Origin of the sequence: Rhodococcus rhodochrous (genome assembly GCF_014854695.1) — a bacterium.
Lineage (GTDB): Bacteria > Actinomycetota > Actinomycetes > Mycobacteriales > Mycobacteriaceae > Rhodococcus.
Genome location: NZ_CP027557.1, coordinates 2,381,146 through 2,401,293 on the forward strand (window position 1 = coordinate 2,381,146; position 20,148 = coordinate 2,401,293).

Genomic DNA, 20,148 nt, shown 5'->3' on the forward strand with positions numbered 1-20,148 from the left:
GGTCCGGACATGCGCATCGGTGACGAACCGGGTTCGCAGCCGCGACGGGAGGTGGAGGCATGACCCAGAATCTCGATCGGTCCCACAATTCCGGTCAGAACCCGACCCCCACACCGGCATCGACCTCCGCGTCGAGGCGGGTACGCGCCCGCCTGGCTCGACGCATCACCGGTCAGCGGGGCACGAGCCTCAAGCCGGTCCTCGAGCCGCTGGTCACCATCCACCGTGAGCTGTATCCCAAGGCCGACCTCTCGCAGCTGCAGCGCGCGTACGACGTCGCCGAGGAACGGCACGCCAGCCAGAAGCGCAAGTCCGGCGATCCGTACATCACCCACCCGCTGGCGGTCGCGACGATCCTCGCCGAACTCGGCATGGATACCACGACCCTCGTCGCGGCACTGCTCCACGACACCGTCGAGGACACCGGGTACACGCTCGAGCAGCTCACCGCCGAGTTCGGTGAAGAGGTCGCGCACCTCGTCGACGGCGTCACCAAACTCGACAAGGTCGTGCTCGGCTCGGCCGCCGAGGGCGAGACCATCCGCAAGATGATCATCGCGATGGCGCGCGACCCCCGGGTGCTCGTCATCAAGGTCGCCGACCGCCTGCACAACATGCGGACCATGCGCTTCCTGCCTCCCGAGAAGCAGGCCCGCAAGGCACGCGAAACCCTCGAGGTCATCGCCCCGCTGGCCCATCGCCTCGGGATGGCGACGGTCAAGTGGGAGCTCGAGGACCTCGCCTTCGCGATCCTCCATCCGAAGAAGTACGAGGAGATCGTCCGGCTCGTCGCGACCCGCGCGCCGTCGCGCGACACCTATCTGGCCACCGTCCGCGACGAGATCGGGCGGACACTCGCGGCGTCGCGGATCGACGCGGTCGTCGAGGGCCGGCCCAAGCACTACTGGTCGATCTACCAGAAGATGATCGTCAAGGGCCGCGACTTCGACGACATCCACGACCTGGTCGGCGTCCGCATCCTGTGCAACGAGATCCGCGACTGCTACGCGGCCGTCGGTGTCGTGCACTCGCTGTGGCAGCCCATGGCGGGACGGTTCAAGGACTACATCGCGCAGCCCCGCTACGGCGTCTACCAGTCGCTGCACACCACCGTCATCGGTCCCGAGGGCAAGCCGCTCGAGGTGCAGATCCGCACGCACGAGATGCACCGCACCGCCGAGTTCGGCATCGCCGCGCACTGGCGGTACAAGGAGACCAAGGGACGCCACTCGGGTGATGTCGCCGAGCTCGACGACATGGCCTGGATGCGGCAGCTCCTCGACTGGCAGCGGGAAGCGGCCGACCCGGGGGAGTTCCTCGAATCGCTCCGCTACGACCTGGCGGTCAAGGAGATCTTCGTCTTCACGCCCAAGGGCGACGTGATCACCCTGCCCTCCGGCTCGACGCCCGTGGACTTCGCGTACGCCGTGCACACCGAGGTCGGGCACCGCTGCATCGGAGCCCGCGTCAACGGCCGACTCGTCGCCCTCGAACGCAAGCTCGAGAACGGCGAGGTCGTGGAGGTCTTCACCTCCAAGGACCCGAACGCCGGCCCGAGCCGCGACTGGCAGTCGTTCGTCGTCTCACCCCGCGCCAAGGCGAAGATCCGGCAGTGGTTCGCCAAGGAACGTCGCGAGGAGGCCCTCGAATCCGGCAAGGACGCCATCGCGAAGGAGGTCCGTCGCGTCGGTCTGCCGCTGCAGCGCCTGATGAACGCCGACCTGATGGTCGCGGTCGCCAAGGAACTGCGCTACGCCGACGTCTCGGCGCTGTACACCGCCGTCGGTGAGCACCACGTCTCGGCGCACCACGTCGTGCAACGGCTGGTCGCGCTGCTCGGCGGGGTCGGTGGTGTCGAGGAGGAGCTGGCCGAGCGGTCGACCCCGTCGACCATCCCCACTCGCTCGCGGCACAGCGGCGACTCCGGTGTCCTCGTGCCGGGCGCACCGGGTACGGTCTCGAAGCTCGCCAAGTGCTGCACGCCCGTCCCCGGCGACGAGATCATGGGCTTCGTGACCCGCACCGGAGCGGTGAGCGTGCACCGCACGGACTGCACCAACGCCGGGTCGCTGCGGGAGCAATCGGAGCGCATCATCGAGGTGCAGTGGGCGCCCTCGCCGTCGTCGGTCTTCCTCGTCGCAATCCAGATCGAGGCCCTCGATCGGCACCGCCTGCTGTCGGACGTCACGAAGGCGCTCGCCGACGAGAAGGTCAACATCCTGTCGGCCTCGGTGACGACCACGGGCGACCGGGTCGCGGTGAGCCGGTTCACCTTCGAGATGGGCGATCCGAAGCATCTCGGACACGTGCTCAACGTCGTCCGCAACGTCGAGGGCGTCTACGACGTCTACCGGGTGACCTCGGCTGCCTGATCGCCCCCGATCGGCCCCGTTCACGTCGCTCCGTCACCGTACGGCTCCGATCACGACGGGCGTCGTGGGTACGCCACCCCCGAGCGGGCTGGAACCGTCGTGTCCGTTCGCGGCGGCCGCGTCGAGCACCGGCATCCCGGCATCGGCGATGCGGCCGAAGGCCGTGAAGTCCGGTCGCAACAGCGAATCTCCGAGCAGCAGGAAGAACTGGCTGCCGTTGCTGTTCTCCACCCCGGCATTGGCCATCGCGATCGTGCCGCGCGGATACAGCACCGCCGGCGGGAGATAGGACGTCGCCGCCTCCGCATCGAACTGGGGCACCGGATACTCGTCCGCGAAGGTGTAGCCGGGACCGCCGGATCCCGTGCCGGTCGGGTCGCCGCACTGGTAGAGCTCACCGCCCGGATCGGTTGCGAGACGGTGGCAGGACGTGCCGTCGTAGAATCCGCGACGCGCGAGATCGACGAAGCTGTTGACCGTGCACGGCGCCTGGGCCCGGTCGAGCACGAGCGGGATCGCCCCGATCGACGTCTCGAGGGTGAGGTCGACGATGCCCACGGTCGATGCGGTCGACGGGGGACGAGCACCACCCTTGTCGACGTACTCGCACGTCACGGTCGGTGCCGGTGGGGCCGGGACCTCGGGGAGTCCGCGATAGATGGACAGATCGCGCGGGGGAGCCGACCGTGGCTGTGCGGCCTCGGTGACCTTCGTGGTCGCGGAACCGGCGTCCTGCGCACAACCGGCGAGCAACGCTGCGACGGCGACGAGACAGAGTGGAACAACGGTGCGGAGCCGGGACGCGAACCGCCGCTCGGTGGTGTGGATCACAGAATCGGGACGCTATCGGAACCCTGCACGAACCGATAGGTGCCGAGTGCGGATCGGTGAACAATCACCCCCGAGATCACCCCGTGAGGTGATGGGGCCGGCGGATTTCGCACCGGACGGCAGCATCCACGCCTTCGGAGCTCTGAAAATGCGACGTCCCGCCCCGAAATCCGGGGCGGGACGTCCGTGCGTTGTGCGCGCAGGCGTGTGTCAGGACCCGACGGTCACCGACTCGATCTGCACCGCGCGGTTGGGGGCACCGCCGCCGGCCGCCATCGATCCGTCGTCGCCCTCTGCTGCGACCTCCTCGATCACGGCGAGTCCGGCTTCGTCGACCGTCCCGAAGGCCGTGTAGGTGGGGGGAAGCTGCGAATCCTCGTAGACCAGGAAGAACTGGCTGCCGTTGCTGCCGGGCCGGCCGGTGTTGGCCATCGCGACCGTGCCGCGCGGGTAGATCACCGGCTGGCGCAGCTGGGCGTCGCCGGGGGCGTACACGTTCTCCGGGTACTCGGTGTCGAAGCCGTAGCCCGGCCCGCCCGTGCCGGTGCCCGTCGGGTCGCCGCACTGCAGCACCTGCAGACCCGGCGAGGTCACCAGCCGGTGGCAGGGCGTGTCGTCGAAGTAGCCCTGCTCGGCGAGGGACACGAAGCTGTTGACCGTGCACGGGGCCGCGGCCCGGTCGAGCTCCACGCCGATCACGCCGACGCTGGTGGTGATCTGCGCGGCGGTGGTGCCGGTGGCGGAGACGTCGTCCGCGGACGGGGCGGTCACGTCGCGCGCGGCGTCACCCGAGGCGTTGTAGGTGCACGAGACGGGATCGCCACCGGCGGGGCGCTCCGGCAGTTCGCCCGTGTAGGCGGGGGACTCCCGGTCGGCGACGGACGCGGGTGCCGAGGAGGTCGCGGCGCTGTCGGTGGACGTGTCGTCGGAGCATCCCGTGAGCAGGAGTGCCAGCCCGGCGCCGGCGGCGAGGGTGGTGCGCAATCGGATCATCAGTCCATCCTGACCGACGTGAGGGTGGTCTCCAGCGCGGGGGCACCGTCGGCGGCTCCGCCTGAGACCCCGGCCGCGGCGATCTTGTCGAGGGTCGCGAGACCGGTCTCGTCGATCGTGCCGAAGACGGTGTACTGCGGCGGCAGCACCGAATCGCCGTACACCAGGAAGAACTGGCTGCCGTTGGTGTCCGGGCCGGCGTTGGCCATCGCGAGCGTGCCGCGCGGATAGGTCATCGGTTCCTGTGCCGCGGGATCGTCGGCGGCGAACTGGTCGGTCGGGAACTCGTTCGCGAACTGGTATCCCGGACCGCCCGACCCGCTACCCGACGGGTCGCCGCACTGCAGGACCTGCAGGGACGGCGAGGTGGTCAGCCGATGGCAGACCGTCTCGTCGAAGAAGTTCTGCGAGGCCAGCGACAGGAAGCTGTTGACGGTGCACGGCGAATCGTCGTTGTGCAGGATCAGGCCGATGTTCCCCTGGCTCGTCTCCACGCTGACGCTGATGTCCGTGTTGCCCTCGCCGGTGGTGCGGATGCCTTCGGTGCGCGGCGGCTCTGCCGGCTTCGACGGTTCGCGGCCGTCCGCGGGGTAGGAGCAGCTCACCGTCTCGGGCAACGGCTCGGACCGGCCCTCGGGGAGCGCGGCATACTCCATTTCCGAACCGGAGGTGTCGTTCGACGCCGCCTCGGTGGCCGTGTCGTCGCCCCGGTTGACCGCCCACAGAGCAACACCGGCGCCGACGACCACGATCACTCCGAGCGCGGACAGCGCGATCGTCATGCGGCGCCGCTTGCGCTCGCGTTCGGCTCGACGCTCGAGCTGCCGTTCGAGTTTGCGTTTCGCGGCCTGGCGCCGTTGTGCGTTGCTCGGCACTGCAGTAGTCCTCCCGTGAACGATCGATGTGGTCCAACCGACTTCGAAGCAGACCCGAGTCTGCCACCCGGGACCGGCAACCCGCGGGCAGGGCGCAACGCATAGTCTGTAGGAGACCTCGAAGGCTTCCACCCGTAGGAGCGATGCTCGTGCTCGTGACCGGATTCCCTGCCGGGATGTTCCAGACCAACTGCTACATCCTCGCGCAGGACAACGCGAAGGAGTGCGTCGTCGTCGATCCCGGCCAGGACGCCGCCGAGCCGCTCGTGGAGTTCCTCACCGGATCCGATCTCACGCCCCGCGCGGTGCTGCTCACGCACGGTCACCTCGACCACATGTGGTCGGCGCAGCCGGTGGCCGACCGGTACGGGATCCCCGTCTACATCCATCCGGACGACCGGATGATGCTCACCGATCCGCTGCAGGGCATGGGGTCGAGCCTTGCGCCCTTCCTCGACGGCGTCGAGTTCGTCGAACCGCAGCAGGTCGTGGAGTTCGCCGACGGGGACGAGATCGAACACGCCGGAATCGAGTTCGTCGTCGACCACACGCCCGGGCACACCCGCGGCTCGGTCGTCCTGCGCACCCGCACCACCACGCCCGACGGGGCCGTCCTGAACGTCGCGCTGACCGGCGACACCCTGTTCCAGGGATCGATCGGCCGCACCGACCTGCCCGGCGGCGACCACGCGCAACTGCTCGACTCGATCGCGCGCAAGCTGCTCGTGCTCGACGACGGCACCAACATCCTCCCCGGACACGGCGGGGCGAGCACAATCGGGCAGGAACGGGTGTCGAATCCCTTCCTCTCCGGCCTGGCAGAATCCCGCTGACGGCACGAACACCGACGCACGAACGCCGGCGCATCGATACCGACGCACGAACACCGCGATCCGTCCGGTGACCAACCGAGAGAATCCCGAGAGAAGGCAGTACCAGTGAGCAAGGCCTCCACGTTTTCGGCGCCGAAGGGTGTGCCCGATTACGTTCCCCCGCAGTCGGCGGAGTTCGTGGCGGTACGGGACGGTCTGACCCGTGCCGCACGCCTGGCGGGGTACGGGCACGTCGAGCTGCCCATCTTCGAGGACACCGGCCTGTTCGCTCGCGGCGTCGGCGAGTCCACCGACGTCGTCACGAAGGAGATGTACACCTTCGCCGATCGCGGTGAGCGCTCGGTCACGCTGCGTCCCGAGGGCACCGCGGGCGTGATGCGCGCAGTGATCGAGCACGGCCTCGACCGCGGTCAGCTCCCCGTGAAGCTGTCCTATTCCGGGCCGTTCTTCCGCTACGAGCGCCCCCAGGCGGGTCGCTACCGTCAGCTCCAGCAGGTCGGCGTGGAGGCGATCGGCATCGACGATCCCGCGCTCGACGCCGAGGTCATCGCGGTCGCCGACGCAGGATTCCGGTCGCTCGGACTCGACGGATTCCGCCTCGAGATCACGTCCCTCGGCGACGAGACCTGCCGTCCGCAGTACCGGGAGAAGCTGCAGCAGTTCCTGTTCGCGCTCCCGCTCGACGAGGAGACGCGCCGCCGCGCCGAGATCAACCCGCTGCGCGTGCTCGACGACAAGCGCCCCGAGGTCCGCGAGATGACCGCCGACGCACCGCTGATGCTCGACCATCTCTCGGACACCGCTCGCGCGCACTTCGACGAGGTGCTCGCGCACCTCGATGCGATCGGCGTCCCGTACGTCGTCAATCCGCGCATGGTGCGCGGCCTCGACTACTACACGAAGACCACCTTCGAGTTCGTCCACGACGGGCTCGGCGCCCAGTCCGGCATCGGTGGCGGTGGCCGCTACGACGGGCTCATGGAACAGCTCGGCGGCCAGCCGCTCTCGGGCATCGGATTCGGGATCGGCGTCGACCGCACGGTTCTCGCGCTCGCCGCCGAGGGCAAGACCGCCGGCAGTCCCGCGCGGTGCGAGGTCTACGGGGTACCGATGGGCGACGCGGCCAAGGCCGCGCTCGTGCCCATCGCGCACAAACTGCGCGCCGCGGGTGTCCGCGTCGACCTCGCCTACGGTGGCCGCGGCCTCAAAGGCGCCATGAAGGCGGCCGACAAGTCCGGTGCCGTCGTCGCCCTCGTGCTCGGCGACCGCGAACTCGAGGCGGGCGAGATCGTCGTCAAGGATCTACGCAACGGCGAGCAGCACAGCGTTGCACTCACGGACGTCGTCGCCCGTGTGGGTGAGGTCGTTGCCGGCGCATGACGACCGGGACGGTGCCGCCGTCCCGCTCGATCTGATCCCGTCCCGGCTGCTCCGGCCACGCGCCCGCAGGATCGCGCTGCTCGCACTCGCCGTCGGCGTCGTCCTCGGCGTTCTCGTCTGGATCGTCGCGCCCGGCTGGGTCGCGCTGCTCGTCGGGGCCGTCTTCGCGGTGCCGGCGGCCGTCGGTGCGTTCCTGGCGACGCGTCGGCACCTACTGCTGCGCGGCACCGTCGTCACGCTGTCGGGGGCGTTCCGGTCGCGCAGTGTCGATCTCGCGCGACTCGCAGGGGTCGAACTGATCGTCCGGGTGGGTGGCGTGTCGCAGGCCGTCGTGCGCGTCAACGACGGCGAGCACAATCTCGTCTCGGTCCCGCTCGCCCTGTACACCGACGGCGGCGGTCGCGAACTCGACGTCCTGGCCCTGCGAAAGCTCGCCGATGCGCTCGCCACCAGCGAGATCGCACCGGCGGCGGCCATCTCGTCGGTGCTCGTCGAACAGTTGCGGGCCGAGGCCCGCGACGCCGCGCTCGGTGAACGCCCGCTCTACCGGGCGATCGAACTCGCGCGCGGCGCCGGCCGGGTGCCGCAGACGACGCTGACCGACCACGAGGTCGCCTCGCTCGTGGACTGACGGCCCGTCGATCGTCGGCCGGCGCTCACCGTTCGTCGTGCGAACCGATCACCGCGGGAACGACCAACGGCAGTTCGCCGACGACCTCGGTGCCCTCCGCGGCGGCACTCAGCAGACGGGTGGGGGAGCGGTGCTCCTCGTCGTCGGATCCGCGGGCCGAGCCGGCGGGGACCATCCCACCGGTCGAGGGTGCCCTTCCCATCGCGCTCGCGCCGGTCGTGACCGGCGCACCGCCGCCCGTGCCGGGCGCGGTCGGGATCGGTGCGGCGGCAGGCACACCCGCAGTTCCGAGCGCGGCCCCCGCGGTGCCGTGACCGGTGACCACTCCGGCCGACACCGTTCCGGCCGATCCCGCGACCGCCGCGCCGACGGTCGGAACCGCCGCGTGTGCGGTGGGCACGGTCGCCGCGTAGGCGGTGGGAGTGGTCGCGGCGTGCGCGGCGGCCGTGAACGGCGCTGCGACACTCGACGCGACATCGGTCGCGGCCGTGGCGACCGTGCGCAGCTCCTGCACCCCGGCCACGGCGACCGGCGCGGGCACGGGAATCGGCGTGGTCAGCGCTGTCATCGCGGCGGTGTGGACCGTCAGCTCGCCCCGGGTGCGCGCGACGACGGCCAGTGCCGCCTGGAGATGCTGCGCGGCGGACGCCAACAGAGCGGCCTGGCCCGGCGGCGTCGCGAGAGCGGGCGCGGCCGCCATCGCCGTGGCCACGAACGACTGTGCGATGCCGGTCAATTCGATGTTGCCGCGTTCGACGGTCGCCGTGGCGGCGCGGGTGACGTCGCCGATCCGGTCGCCGCGGTCGGCCAGTTCGAGAGCGGACTGCTGCGCGCGCACACCGTGACCTGCGGCCTCGTCGGCCGTCACCCCCTCCCACGACTCCGGAAGTGCGTGCAGCGCACTGCGTCCGAGCATCGTAGCGGTCTCCAGCAGACGCGACCCCTGCTGCAGGATCGCCGACGGATCGAGCGAGTCGAGGATGCCGGTGCCGAACATCGAGCAGAGTTCGGTGAGCGGCCGCACGATCGTCTCGAGATCGGGCAGCACCGGTACCGGGATCGACTCGAGCAGCTCGACGATCGAATTCGCCTCGAGGACGGGCAGACCCGGCTCGGGAAGAACGGATTCCGGCAGTACCGGAAGCGGTGCGTCGAGGACCGGTCCGATCGGAGACGCGCGGAGAGCGTCGAGAACGGTCGGTGACGCGGCGGGTGTTGCGATGTCGATGACCGATCCCTGCATCACAGTCCTCCCGCAGCGTCGGCCAGCGCCGACGCCGTTCCGGTGTCGGTCGTTTCGTAACCGGTGGCCGCCTCGTGTGCTGCGATGCCGTTGGACGCGTAGGCCCACGACAGTTGCGTGACGGCACGGGTGTGCTCGGACTGGGCCGCGGCGAACACCGCGAGGAACTCTCCGCCGATGAGTCCCAGAGCCGGGCTCAACGCGGAGATGTTGGCCTGCAGATCGAACGTCCCCGCCTGCGCCACTTGCTCGGCCGCACGAAGATTTGTGGCCCCGAACGCTCGAATACCGTCGGGCACCACCCGGATTCCGGCACCGGGAAACAGACCGCTCATCGAACCCCCCATCGAAGATCAGTGTGGCGAGCACTGTAACTCGAGCGCACCGGGCGAGCCACCGGGCCCTCGGCCACCTGTGGATGAACCGGTGGGAACGCCGATGTATTCGTTGCACAGCGAGTGCGCTCCATCCGATCGGCCACGTTGTCGAGTGATCTGTTGACAGCGAATCGCACACATGTTCGACTGGAGGGCATGCGGTGGGCGGGTCAGACTGTGGATGCGGACGACGGAGCTCTGCCGGGTCTCGAACGGGCCGGCCTCGTCCGTAGTGTCCGCACACCGGAGTTCGAGGGCGTCACCTTCCACGAGGTGCTGTGCAAGAGCGCGCTGAACAGGACGCCGGAGGCCTCCCGGTTGCCGTTCCGGTACACCGTCAACACCTTCCGGGGCTGCACCCATGCCTGCCGGTACTGCTTCGCCCGACCCACGCACGAGTACCTCGATCTCGACGCCGGGCACGACTTCGACTCGCAACTGGTCGTCAAGACCAACGTCGCCGCCGTCCTGCGCCGCGAACTCGCGCGACGATCCTGGACCCGGGAACACGTGGCGCTCGGTACCAACACCGATCCCTACCAACGGGCAGAGGGGCGCTACCGGCTGATGCCCGGAGTCATCCGGGCGTTCGCCGAATCCGGCACCCCCTTCTCCATTCTCACGAAGGGCACGCTGCTGCGCCGCGATCTCCCGCTGCTGTCGCTGGCGGCCGGTCAGGTCGACGTCTCGGTCGCGGTGTCGCTCCCGATCGGCGATCCCGAACTGGCCGCGCACATCGAACCGGGCACGCCGTCGCCGAAGGCCCGTCTCGATCTCGTGAAGGCGATCGTCGACGCCGGATTGTCGTGCCACGTCATGGTCGCTCCGGTGCTGCCCTTCCTCACCGACTCGCGACAGCACCTCGACACGCTGTTCGGCTCCCTCGCCGCCGCCGGCGCGTCGGGGGTCACCGCGATACCGCTGCACCTGCGCGGCTCGACCCGCGGGTGGTTCCTGTCGTGGCTCGCGCAGGAGCATCCTGCCCTCATGCGACGCTATCGCCGCCTCTACGGACGGGGCGCCTACGTTGCTCCGGAGTACTCGCAGTGGTTGGACGAGCGGGTCGCGCCCCTGCTCGAACGTCACCGCCTCGGGGTCCGGGCGTCCGCTCGGCGCGAGGAGAAGGGTGCGCTGCGCACCGACGAACACACCCCCGAACCCGAGGCGGCGCTCACCTTGTTCTGAGGCGGTTCGTGGGCGGCGTGTCAGTCGCCGTAGGCGAGCCGGAACTTCTCGAACGCCACGCGCGATGCTTCGGGAACCGGTCGTGATCCGCCTTCGGCGGCGGTGCCGACATCCACCGAGTCGGCGAGTGCGACGCACCGGCCGTGCTGGAACAGGGCCGAGCCGATCACCACCGACGACGTCCCGATGCGGTGGACACCGGTGGCGATGACGATGTCGTGCGGATAGAACACCTCGGCCAGGAAGTTGATCTCGATCTTCGCGAGTACCGCACGCTCGAAGGGGTGGTTACCGCCCAGGGTCGACGACACGGCCTCCATGACGAGGACGCGGGCCTGCTCGAAGTAGCGGGCGATCGAGACGTTGTTGATGTGCCCGAGCGCGTCGGTGTCGCCGAACAGGGGCGTGATCGTGCGCTGCAGCGGATACAGGTCGAGCGAGGTGCGTCGCGGGTCGTACCGCATGGGAGGTACCGCCTTCGGAGGTCGTGACTGTGACCCGGTCAACATATCCGTGATCCACCGGCGTCCCCGCTCCGGAGGTGCGGACGGAGTTCGCCTCGGGGCGAAGGCCTACCGTCTGCCGTCGATCATGCGATCGCGCATGCGAGCGAAGGCCTCGGTCATGGGGGCGATGTCGGCGGGAGAGAGCAGGTCGAACATGTTCGCGCGGACCGCCCCGACGTGGCCGGGGCCCGCCTCGGCGAGTCTCGCGTAGCCGACGTCCGTGAGTTCGGCCCACGCGCCGCGTCGGTCGGATTCGCACTCCACGCGCCGCACCCATCCCGCATTCTCCATGCGGGAGACGGCGCGGGTGATGCCACTGCGGGTCGTGGTGCTCGCGTCCGCGAGGTCGCGCATGCGCATCCGGCGGTCGGGTGCCTCGGACAGCAGGACCAGGATTTCGAAGTCGGTGAAGGAGATGTCGGAGTCCCGCAGCAGCTGCTTGTCGAGATTCTGGAACAGCAGGCGCGTCGCATCCAGATACGCGCGCCACAGGCGCTGTTCGTCGTCGCTGAGCCACTTCGCTTCTCCCATGATCTCCAGTGTACCCGCGTTAGTTGACTACGCAATCAAATGTGACACACTGGACGGGTCGACCGACGGACCACCGAGAGGAGTCGAGCGACATGAGCAACACCGACACCCGTCCCGAGGAAATCCACTGCCGGACGGAGGACCTCCCGATCCGCGACCCGCTCCGCCCCCGCGTGGAGATCATCACCTCGCGTGAGGTCCCGCTCGGCGGCCCCCGGGCGATGCCCGTGCGCCGCACGCTTCCGCAACGGCAGCGTTCGCTGATCGGCGCGTGGTGCTTCGTCGACCACTACGGCCCCGACGACGTCTCCCGTACCGGTGGCATGGACGTCGCACCGCACCCCCACACCGGACTGCAGACGGTGTCGTGGCTGTTCACCGGCGAGATCGAACACCGCGACAGTCACGGCGTGCACGCGATGGTCCGGCCGGGGGAGTTGAACCTCATGACCGGAGGCCACGGAATCTGTCACTCCGAGGTCTCCACCTCTGCGACCACGACACTGCACGGCGTGCAGTTGTGGGTGGCCCTGCCCGACGCACATCGCGATGCGCCCCGCGACTTCCAGCACCACGTACCGCCGATCGTCCGGGTGCCCGGTGCCGACGTCAAGGTCTTCCTCGGTTCGCTCGCCGGCCAGGAGTCGCCCGTGACGACGTACACCCCGCTGCTCGGCGCGGAGATCGTCCTGGACCCCGCGGCGAGCATCACCCTCGACGTCGACCCGTCGTTCGAGCACGGGGTGCTCGTCGACACCGGTACGGTCGCGCTGTTCGGCACCGTGCTCACACGTGCCGCGCTCGGCTACACCGGAACCGGCGTGCCGGCCCTCGAACTGACCAACACCACCGACGAACCCGCACGTATCGTCCTCCTCGGCGGAACACCCCTCGGTGAGGAGATCGTGATGTGGTGGAACTTCGTCGGCCGCGACCACGACGAGATCGTCGCCTACCGGGACGCCTGGGAACGCGGGTCCGATCGGTTCGGCAGCGTCTCCGGCTACACCGGCAAAATCGAGCGTCTCCCGGCACCGCCCCTGCCCCAGGCGCGTATCCGCCCCCGCCGCAATCCACCCACCGCAGATCCGAACTGCCCGACACAGGACCCCGCATGAGCACCGCACCGATTCTCGACGTCCGCCGCGCGAACGACCGCCTCCACACGAAGATCGACTGGCTCGACTCGAGGCACTCCTTCTCGTTCGGCCACCACTACGATCCCGACAACACGCATTTCGGGATGCTGATGGTCAACAACGACGACATCGTCCGTCCGGGAAGCGGTTTCGACACCCACCCGCACCGCGACATGGAGATCGTCACCTGGGTGCTCCGCGGATCGCTCGTGCACCAGGACTCGACGGGGCATTCCGGGGTGATCTACCCGGGTCTCGCGCAGCGCATGAGCGCGGGCTCCGGGATCCTCCACTCCGAGAAGAACGACTCGTGGCGTTATCCCGGTGCCACCGCGTCGTATTCCGCCGAGCACGACGAACCGGTGCGGTTCGTGCAGATGTGGGTGCTGCCGGACGAAGCCGGGATCGAGCCGGGATACGAACAACTCGAGATCGACGACGAACTGCTCTCCGGCGGACTCGTGCCGGTCGCATCCGGAATGGATGCCTACGCCGACCATTCCGCCATCCGCATCCGCAACAGATATGCCGCCATGCACGTCGCGCGGATGCGTCCGGATCGCCCCGTGACGCTGCCGGACGCACCCTTCGTGCACCTCTTCGTCGCCCGGGGCGAAGCCGCACTCGAGGGAGCCGGACCTCTCGCCGAAGGAGACGCGGTGCGGATCGCCGGAGGTGGTGGCCGACAGCTCACCACAACCACCGGTGCCGAGGTCATCGTCTGGGAGATGCACGCCACACTCGGACATTCCTGAACACCGACACTCCCGACCGGTCCGGCGGACCGGAAGCGGCGACAGGCCCGCCCCGAGGATCCGGGACGGGCCTGTCGCCGTCGTGGGTCAGCTCGCGGCGCCGCTCATCGGCAGCAGCCGGGCCAGGACGTCCGAGAGGGTGATCAACCCGACGATCCGTCCGTTCTCGGTGACGGTGACCAGGTGGTTCCTGGTCTCCCGCATCGTCGTCAGCGCCTCGTAGACCGGCGTCGCGGCATCGATCGTCAGCGCGGGGCGCATCAGTTCGGTCGCCGTGGTTCCGGGTGCGGCCTGGAGACTGTCGCGCACGTGCACGACACCGTCCACGTGTCCGTTGGCGCGCACGAGCAACCGGAGGTGTCCGGTGCGATGAGCTGTCTCACGGATCTCGAGGGCCGTCGAGGTCGGCTTCACACTGCTCGGCTCGGCCTGCGGCGTGACGATCTCGCCGAGCGTGAGCGTCTCGAGCTCCAGCGCGCTGCTCAGGTGCCCGTGATAACGCTCGTCGAGCGTGCCGACGGTGGCCGAGTGCTCGACCAGATGCCGCAGCGCATCGGGATCCTGACCTTCGGCGACCTGATCCACGGGATCCACACCGACCTTCCGCAGGCACCAGTTCGCCATGTGGTTCAACCGGACGAGCAGCGGCCGGGTCACCCACATGAACGCCCGCATGGGCAGCGCCAGCATCGTGGCCGACTTCTCCGGGTGAGCGATCGCCCACGACTTCGGTGCCATCTCGCCGACGACGAGGTGCAGGAACGTCACGATGATCAGCGCAAGGACGAAGCCGGCCACGTCCGCGAGCCACAGCGGCGCGCCCCAGTTCTCGAACAACGGCGTGAGCCAGTGGTGCACTGCGGGTTTGGTCGTCGCACCGAGTGCGAGCGTGCACACCGTGATACCGAGCTGGGATCCCGCGAGGAGCACCGACAGTTCGGACGCGCTGCGCAGGGCGGCCCGCGCGGAGCGGCTCGACGTCGCTGCGTCCTCCAGTCGGTGTCGTCGTGCCGCGATGAGCGCGAACTCGACCGCGACGAAGAACGCGCTGGCAGCGATCAGGCCGATCGTCACGACCGCGACAACCACAGGATTACTCATTGCCGGTCACCTCGTCCGTCAGAACGGTCACGCGCACGGACGACGGCACGTGCTTGTCGATGTCGCGTACCTCGGCCACCAGGATCCTGTGGATCGGGCCGTCCTCGTTCAGCAGTTCGGCGGGATCCGGATCCAGCGTGATCCGGACGGTGTCACCCACCTCGGGGAGGCCGCCGAACTCGGTGATGACCAAGCCGGCGAGCGTCTCGTAGTCGCCCTCGGGCAGTTCGTGGTCGAGGGTGCGGGCCACCTCGTCGATATGTGCGTCGCCGCGGACGATCCAGCCGTCGCCCTCGGGGCGGATGACCTCGACGGCCATCGCGGAATCGTGCTCGTCGGCGATCTCGCCGACCAGTTCCTCCGCGATGTCCTCGAGGGTGACGACGCCGGCGAAACCGCCGTACTCGTCGATCACCAGTGCCATCTCGTCCTCGGCCCGGGCCAGTTCGGCGAGCACCTCCGGCAGTGCCAGCGTGGCCGGCACGATCACGGGCGGGCGGCAGACCCCCGCGGCCGTGCCCGTCGGGGTGTCGAGGCCGAGGAGGTCGTGCAGGTGCACGACACCGCGCAGATCGTCGGACGAGGTGCCCACCACCGGGTATCGGGTGTGCCCCTCGCTCATCTTGTCGAGGATGGTGGCGACCGGCTCGTCCAGTTCGACGACGTCGACCCGCGACCGCGGGATCATCGCGTGTTCGGCGGTCCGGGTCGGGAACTCGAGGATCCGGTCGAGGAGGGTGGACAATTCCGGCGGAAGTTCGCCGGTCTCGCGGGACGCAGCGACGATGTGTTCGAGGTCGCGCGGTGTCGCGGAGTGCTCGACGTCGTGTACCGGCTCGATGCGCAGTGCGCGCAGCAGGAGATTCGACGACGCGTCGAACAGTTTGATCAGCCATCCGAAGACTGCGAGATAAGCGTTCGTCGACAGGGCGAGACCGCGGGCGACCGGTTCGGGACGGGCGATGGCGAGATTCTTCGGTACCAGCTCACCGAAGACCATCTGGACCACCGTCGAGAAGAGCACGGCCAGCACGGTGCCGACGGCGACACCCACGGCGGTGGGGATGCCGACACCGCCCAACAGTTCGCCGAGACCGCTACCGATCAGCGGTTCCGCGACGTAACCGACGAGCAGACCGGTGACGGTGATGCCGAGCTGGGCGCCCGAAAGCATGAAGGAGGTGCGGCGGGTGACCGCCAGTGCGCGGGCCGCAGCCGAGTCACCGCCTTCGGCGCGAGCCTTCAGGCGGGAGCGGTCGACGGCCATGTACGCGAATTCCTGCGCGACGAAGTAGCCGGTCAGAGCAGTGATGGCGAGAACGACAAGAATGCCGGCCGCGATTCCGAGGGCGGTCAGCACTTCGGGGACCGGGCTCGGGTGACGAGCAGAGCGTCACGTCTGGGCGGGACGGGTCTTCGAGGTTTTCGCTTGGGGGGTTTCATGACTCCCTTGGGTCGGGTCGGGACGGGTGCATTCACAGGATAGGACGAACGGACAGCGGTGGAAGTTCCACACCCGGGGTGGAGGTATGGTCACAAGGCGATCTTGTAATGTCCCGGATTATCATCCGAATGGACCGAATTGCCCGTCACGGGTATTTCCGAGCGATTACGACATTTCTGACCGATTTTCTCAAATGTTTCACTGTTTCCTCTGGTAGAGAGTTTTTGTGGCCTGGATAACAAATCTATGTGCTGCGCTGGCGTGGAATGCAGGTAACAATTGGATCGCGTGTCGACGCGCGTCGTCACAACTTCGTTGTCGTTCCATTGATGGGAGAAGCCCGTGCCTGCACTCGAGTTCCTTGTCGACCTCTTCGGTAACCTCGCCGACCTGTTCGACGTGCTGAACTTCTTCACCGGTTCCGCTGATGCGGCCGGCGATGCGTTCGGCAGCAGCCAGGCCTGAGCCTCGCAGACTCGAAGGCCCGCGGGTTGATCCCGCGGGCCTTCGTCGTGTCCGGACACGGTCGTGTCCGTCCGGCCAGGGGGTGAAGTACCGCACCCGCCCTCGCTCGCCGTTCTCGACCTCCGTCCTCGAACACGGAAACCGACGTTTGGGTTCGTTCGGTCACGGCTAACCGGGGGGTGTAATTCGGACCACTCAACCCAAACGGACGTTCGGTGAGAGGACGCGAAACATGACATCTCGAACCCCAAGCCCCGGCCGTGGCTCGATGACGGCAACGCCGGTGCAGACTGCGGCGCTCGTGGTGGGCGCTGTCTTCCTCCTGGTGGGCATCCTCGGCTTCATCCCGGGGGTCACGTCGGACTACGACCAGCTCTCGGGCGCAGGCCATCATTCCGAGGCCATGCTCCTGGGGATCTTCCAGGTCTCCATCCTGCACAACATCGTGCACCTGTTGTTCGGTGTCCTGGGGCTCGCTGCGGCCCGGGCCGTGACAACCGCCCGCAGTTTCCTCCTCATCGGCGGTGCGATCTACCTGGTGCTCTGGATCTACGGCCTGATCATCGACAAGGACAGTGGCGCCAACTTCGTGCCGGTGAACTCCGCGGACGACTGGCTGCACTTCGTCCTGGGCGTGGGCATGATCGCGCTCGGTGTGCTCCTCACACGCACACGGACCACCCCCGGCACGGTTCGCTCCTGACCCGTACCCACCCGTCGTGATGACGGGATCCGAGAACCCGTGGCCCCTCACGCCACGGGTTCTTCGGCATGCGCAGGTACAGGCTCTGCCGGTGCGGGGTCGTCGGCCTTCAGCACCCCCGACTCGGCGACCGCGTCGAGCGACAGTGTCCGATAACCCTCGCTGTCGAACAGGACGGTGACGCGATCGTGCTCGCAGGTCATCACCACTCCCGGTCCCCACTCGGTATGAACGACATGCGTGTTCGGGGCGAACACCGACGTCTCGCAGTCCACCTGGGCAGTATCGGCGCCCGGAAGCACGGACACCGTCGCGACCTCGTCGGACGCGCCGTCCCGGCAGGTGTCGCACCGGCCGCAGGGGTCGGACAGCGTCTCGCCGAAGTAGCCGAGCAGGAACCGGCGGCGGCAACCGCGAGTCTCGGCGTAGCCGCGCATCATCTCGACCCGCGATCGGTCCAGTCGTTCGCCCGACGCGGCCGTCTCGCGTGCGCGCTCGACCGCCTTCCGCCGGGGGATGTCGGCGGCGGAGAGTCCACGCCGGCCGGAGACGAGAGCTCCGCACCGTTCGAGCAGGTTCACCGCGTTGGCCAGTCTCCGCCCCCGCACGTCGAGCTCGGTACGCAGCCGTCCGAGTCTCATCGGCGACGAGGAGCGGACCGCCGAGAACACCCGGCCGATCAACTCCTCGTCGGGGTTGTGGGTGGTGAAGAAGGTCGCGAGCGACAGATCCTCGGGGCGGTAGAACATCAGGACGGTGGCCGGTTCGCCGTCGCGTCCGGCGCGCCCGATCTGCTGGTAGTAGGAATCGACCGAGTCCGGTACCGAGGCGTGCACGACGAAACGCACGTCCGGCTTGTCGATGCCCATGCCGAAGGCGGAGGTCGCCACCACGACATCACAGCGGCCGTCGAGGAATCCGAGGTGGACGTCCTCGCGCTCGGCCGCGCGCATCCCGGCGTGATACGGGCACGCGTCGATACCACGTTCACGCAGGGCCTCGGAGTACCGCTCGGTGTCCTTGCGGGTCGCGGCGTACAGGATGCCGGGACCGGGCAGGGACGCCACGGCCTCGACGACGGCGTGTCGCTTCTCGCCGTCGTCGGTGTGCCTGCGCACCTCGATGTCGAGATTGGGGCGGTCGAAACCACCGGCGACGACGAGCGGGTCCCGCATGCGCAACGCCTCGACGATGTCCTCGCGGACCGGGGGTGAGGCGGTGGCGGTGAGCGCGACGACGGGTGGCCGGCCCAGGGCCTCGGCCACGTCTCCCAGGCGTAGATATTCCGGCCTGAAGTCGTGGCCCCACATGGCGACACAGTGCGCTTCGTCGACGACGAGGAGCGAGACCTCCACGCTCTTCAGGCGCTCCAGGACCTCGTCCTTGGCGAGCTGCTCGGGGGCGAGGAAGACGTAGTCGGCATCGTGTTCGAGCACGGCCCGCCAGTTCGCCTCGTTCTCCGACTCGCGCTGGCGCGAATTGATCGCGACCGCCTCGGGTGCCTCCGAGTGGTCCAGACCGGCGATCTGATCGTTCTGCAACGCGATCAAGGGGGAGACGACGACCGTCACCCCCGGTAGCAGCAGCGAGGGCACCTGATAGATCGCGGACTTCCCGGAGCCGGTGGCCATCACGGCGAGGACGTCGCGTCCGCCCAGCAGCGGAACCATCGCGTCCAGCTGTTCGGGACGCAGCGTGTCCCAGCCGAACACCTTCTGCGCGGCGGCGCAGAGTTCCTCGCGTGCATCCTCCGATGCTTTGTCGGGCGACGACCGATACGTCTTGTGCTGCAAGTGGACTCCAGAATTCGGAAGGGACTGCGTGAAGGTGCGAGCGCAGGGTGCCCTCCGCATACCCGAGGACGTGCCCGCCCCAAACGGCTGCGCCCTCGGAACCGGAACAGGTGAGATCCCGGTGCCGTGTCGACCCGGAGCGGTGTGGGTACCCGCCTGCCATACGTGCCGAGGAGGAGATATGAACGACGCTCGACCTCTCGCTCTGGTGACCGGAGCATCGCGAGGCATAGGCCGGGAACTGGCGGCCCTGTTCGCGGCCGACGGATACGACCTCGTGCTCGCGGCGAGATCGGACGCTCTGGACGAGGTCGCCGCCGACCTGCGGACCTCCGGTGTCGAGGTGGTGTCGGTCCACGCGGATCTGAGGACTCCGGAAGGGGCCCGGGCGGTGCACGAGGCCGCGACGGCCGGAGGTCGCGTCCCGGCGGCAGCTGTGCTCAACGCCGGTGTCGGGGTCGGCGGAGCGTTCGTCGACGCGGAGCTCGAGGACGTCCTCTCGATCGTCGACGTCAACGTGCGCTCGACGGTGCATCTGGCGCACCTGCTGCTGAACGACATGCTGCGGGTGGGCTCGGGCCGGATGCTCGTCACCTCGTCGGTGGTGTCGAAGATGCCCGGCCCCTACCAGGCCGTCTACAACGCGTCCAAGGCCTTCGTGCAGTCCTTCACCGACGGCGTCCGCAAGGAACTGGACGGCAGCGGGATCACGCTCACGGCCATGCTGCCCGGGGCCACAGACACCCACTTCTTCGCACGTGCCGGGATGCTCGACACGATCCTCGGGAAGGCACCCAAGGACGATCCCGCTCACGTCGCGCGCGACGGTTATGCCGCTCTGATGCGCGGCGAGGCGAACGTGGTGCCCGGTTCCGTGCTCGCGAAATCGATGGCGGTCTTCGGCACGGTGGCGCCCGACGCGGTGACCTCGGCGGTTCACCGGGTCCTGGCCAAGCCTCGATCGGGGCGATGATCCGCGACGGCGGGAGCC

The 20,148-nt window shown here is 68.6% G+C and carries 20 protein-coding genes; 10 read left to right on the forward strand and 10 right to left on the reverse strand.

Translation table 11 applies throughout. The features are described from left to right. Positions 1–59: 59 nt before the first annotated feature. The gene (locus tag C6Y44_RS11225; RefSeq protein WP_016694930.1) at positions 60–2,372 is read left to right on the forward strand and encodes a RelA/SpoT family protein; all 2,313 of its coding nucleotides are present in this window, start codon (positions 60–62) and stop codon (positions 2,370–2,372) included. Between the two features lie 33 nt (positions 2,373–2,405). On the opposite strand, the gene C6Y44_RS11230 is transcribed toward C6Y44_RS11225, so the two are convergent. The 3 genes from C6Y44_RS11230 to C6Y44_RS11240 form a co-directional block, all read right to left on the reverse strand. After that, positions 2,406–3,203 (reverse strand): peptidylprolyl isomerase, encoded by a 798-nt coding sequence (locus C6Y44_RS11230; protein WP_159418488.1) that lies wholly within the window; start codon positions 3,201–3,203, stop codon positions 2,406–2,408. Between the two features lie 210 nt (positions 3,204–3,413). Further along, complete coding sequence (locus C6Y44_RS11235; RefSeq protein ID WP_159418487.1) at positions 3,414–4,196, reverse strand: peptidylprolyl isomerase; 783 nt, start codon at positions 4,194–4,196, stop codon at positions 3,414–3,416. Then, entirely contained in the window at positions 4,196–5,071 is an 876-nt protein-coding gene (locus C6Y44_RS11240; protein WP_159418486.1) for a peptidylprolyl isomerase, read from the reverse strand. Before C6Y44_RS11240 ends, C6Y44_RS11235 begins: the two co-directional genes overlap by 1 nt. Positions 5,072–5,220: 149 nt before the next feature. Here C6Y44_RS11240 and C6Y44_RS11245 point away from each other — a divergent pair, with 149 nt between their 5' ends. The 3 genes from C6Y44_RS11245 (at position 5,221) to C6Y44_RS11255 (ending at position 7,915) form a co-directional block, all read left to right on the forward strand. Further along, positions 5,221–5,904, forward strand: coding sequence for an MBL fold metallo-hydrolase (locus C6Y44_RS11245; RefSeq protein WP_192378875.1), 684 nt, complete (start codon positions 5,221–5,223; stop codon positions 5,902–5,904). A 105-nt stretch (positions 5,905–6,009) separates the two neighbouring features. Next, a complete protein-coding gene (hisS, locus tag C6Y44_RS11250) occupies positions 6,010–7,284 on the forward strand; it encodes a histidine--tRNA ligase (RefSeq protein ID WP_060653189.1) in 1,275 nt (424 codons plus the stop codon). Continuing rightward, positions 7,271–7,915 carry a hypothetical protein gene (locus tag C6Y44_RS11255; protein ID WP_174247045.1) on the forward strand — a complete coding sequence of 215 codons (645 nt, stop codon included), beginning with the start codon at positions 7,271–7,273 and terminating at the stop codon, positions 7,913–7,915. Before hisS ends, C6Y44_RS11255 begins: the two co-directional genes overlap by 14 nt. Positions 7,916–7,940: 25 nt before the next feature. Here C6Y44_RS11255 and C6Y44_RS11260 read toward each other — a convergent pair whose 3' ends face one another. Beyond that, complete coding sequence (locus tag C6Y44_RS11260) at positions 7,941–9,158, reverse strand: hypothetical protein (RefSeq protein WP_159418483.1); 1,218 nt, start codon at positions 9,156–9,158, stop codon at positions 7,941–7,943. Next, positions 9,158–9,493, reverse strand: a complete 336-nt coding sequence (locus C6Y44_RS11265; RefSeq protein ID WP_159418482.1) for a type VII secretion target — start codon at positions 9,491–9,493, stop codon at positions 9,158–9,160. Before C6Y44_RS11265 ends, C6Y44_RS11260 begins: the two co-directional genes overlap by 1 nt. Before the next feature lie 198 nt (positions 9,494–9,691). Between C6Y44_RS11265 and C6Y44_RS11270 the strand changes: the two genes are divergently transcribed. Continuing rightward, positions 9,692–10,720 (forward strand): Rv2578c family radical SAM protein, encoded by a 1,029-nt coding sequence (locus tag C6Y44_RS11270; protein WP_159418481.1) that lies wholly within the window; start codon positions 9,692–9,694, stop codon positions 10,718–10,720. 20 nt (positions 10,721–10,740) lie between these two features. Here C6Y44_RS11270 and C6Y44_RS11275 read toward each other — a convergent pair whose 3' ends face one another. Both C6Y44_RS11275 and C6Y44_RS11280 read right to left on the reverse strand, forming a co-directional pair. Then, positions 10,741–11,184 (reverse strand): acyl-CoA thioesterase, encoded by a 444-nt coding sequence (locus C6Y44_RS11275; protein ID WP_159418480.1) that lies wholly within the window; start codon positions 11,182–11,184, stop codon positions 10,741–10,743. A gap of 108 nt (positions 11,185–11,292) precedes the next feature. Further along, positions 11,293–11,757, reverse strand: coding sequence for a MarR family winged helix-turn-helix transcriptional regulator (locus tag C6Y44_RS11280; RefSeq protein ID WP_159418479.1), 465 nt, complete (start codon positions 11,755–11,757; stop codon positions 11,293–11,295). 92 nt (positions 11,758–11,849) lie between these two features. Here C6Y44_RS11280 and C6Y44_RS11285 point away from each other — a divergent pair, with 92 nt between their 5' ends. Both C6Y44_RS11285 and C6Y44_RS11290 read left to right on the forward strand, forming a co-directional pair. Then, positions 11,850–12,875, forward strand: coding sequence for a pirin family protein (locus tag C6Y44_RS11285; protein WP_159418478.1), 1,026 nt, complete (start codon positions 11,850–11,852; stop codon positions 12,873–12,875). After that, a complete protein-coding gene (locus C6Y44_RS11290) occupies positions 12,872–13,651 on the forward strand; it encodes a pirin family protein (protein WP_159418477.1) in 780 nt (259 codons plus the stop codon). The genes C6Y44_RS11285 and C6Y44_RS11290 overlap by 4 nt, the downstream gene beginning before the upstream one ends. A gap of 87 nt (positions 13,652–13,738) precedes the next feature. On the opposite strand, the gene C6Y44_RS11295 is transcribed toward C6Y44_RS11290, so the two are convergent. Both C6Y44_RS11295 and C6Y44_RS11300 read right to left on the reverse strand, forming a co-directional pair. Next, the gene (locus C6Y44_RS11295; RefSeq protein ID WP_174247044.1) at positions 13,739–14,752 is read right to left on the reverse strand and encodes a hemolysin family protein; all 1,014 of its coding nucleotides are present in this window, start codon (positions 14,750–14,752) and stop codon (positions 13,739–13,741) included. Next, positions 14,745–16,112 carry a hemolysin family protein gene (locus tag C6Y44_RS11300; protein ID WP_159418476.1) on the reverse strand — a complete coding sequence of 456 codons (1,368 nt, stop codon included), beginning with the start codon at positions 16,110–16,112 and terminating at the stop codon, positions 14,745–14,747. Before C6Y44_RS11300 ends, C6Y44_RS11295 begins: the two co-directional genes overlap by 8 nt. Before the next feature lie 426 nt (positions 16,113–16,538). Between C6Y44_RS11300 and C6Y44_RS28335 the strand changes: the two genes are divergently transcribed. Next, positions 16,539–16,661, forward strand: coding sequence for a hypothetical protein (locus C6Y44_RS28335; RefSeq protein ID WP_016691628.1), 123 nt, complete (start codon positions 16,539–16,541; stop codon positions 16,659–16,661). A 268-nt stretch (positions 16,662–16,929) separates the two neighbouring features. Further along, entirely contained in the window at positions 16,930–17,364 is a 435-nt protein-coding gene (locus C6Y44_RS11305) for a DUF4383 domain-containing protein (RefSeq protein ID WP_174247043.1), read from the forward strand. Between the two features lie 47 nt (positions 17,365–17,411). Here the strand turns inward: C6Y44_RS11305 and C6Y44_RS11310 are convergent, their stop codons facing one another. Further along, positions 17,412–19,157: a RecQ family ATP-dependent DNA helicase gene (locus C6Y44_RS11310; protein WP_159418475.1), complete on the reverse strand. Its 1,746-nt coding sequence runs from the start codon at positions 19,155–19,157 to the stop codon at positions 17,412–17,414. Positions 19,158–19,338: 181 nt separating this feature from the next. Between C6Y44_RS11310 and C6Y44_RS11315 the strand changes: the two genes are divergently transcribed. Then, positions 19,339–20,130 carry an SDR family NAD(P)-dependent oxidoreductase gene (locus C6Y44_RS11315; RefSeq protein ID WP_192378842.1) on the forward strand — a complete coding sequence of 264 codons (792 nt, stop codon included), beginning with the start codon at positions 19,339–19,341 and terminating at the stop codon, positions 20,128–20,130. The last annotated feature ends 18 nt before the right edge of the window (positions 20,131–20,148 follow it).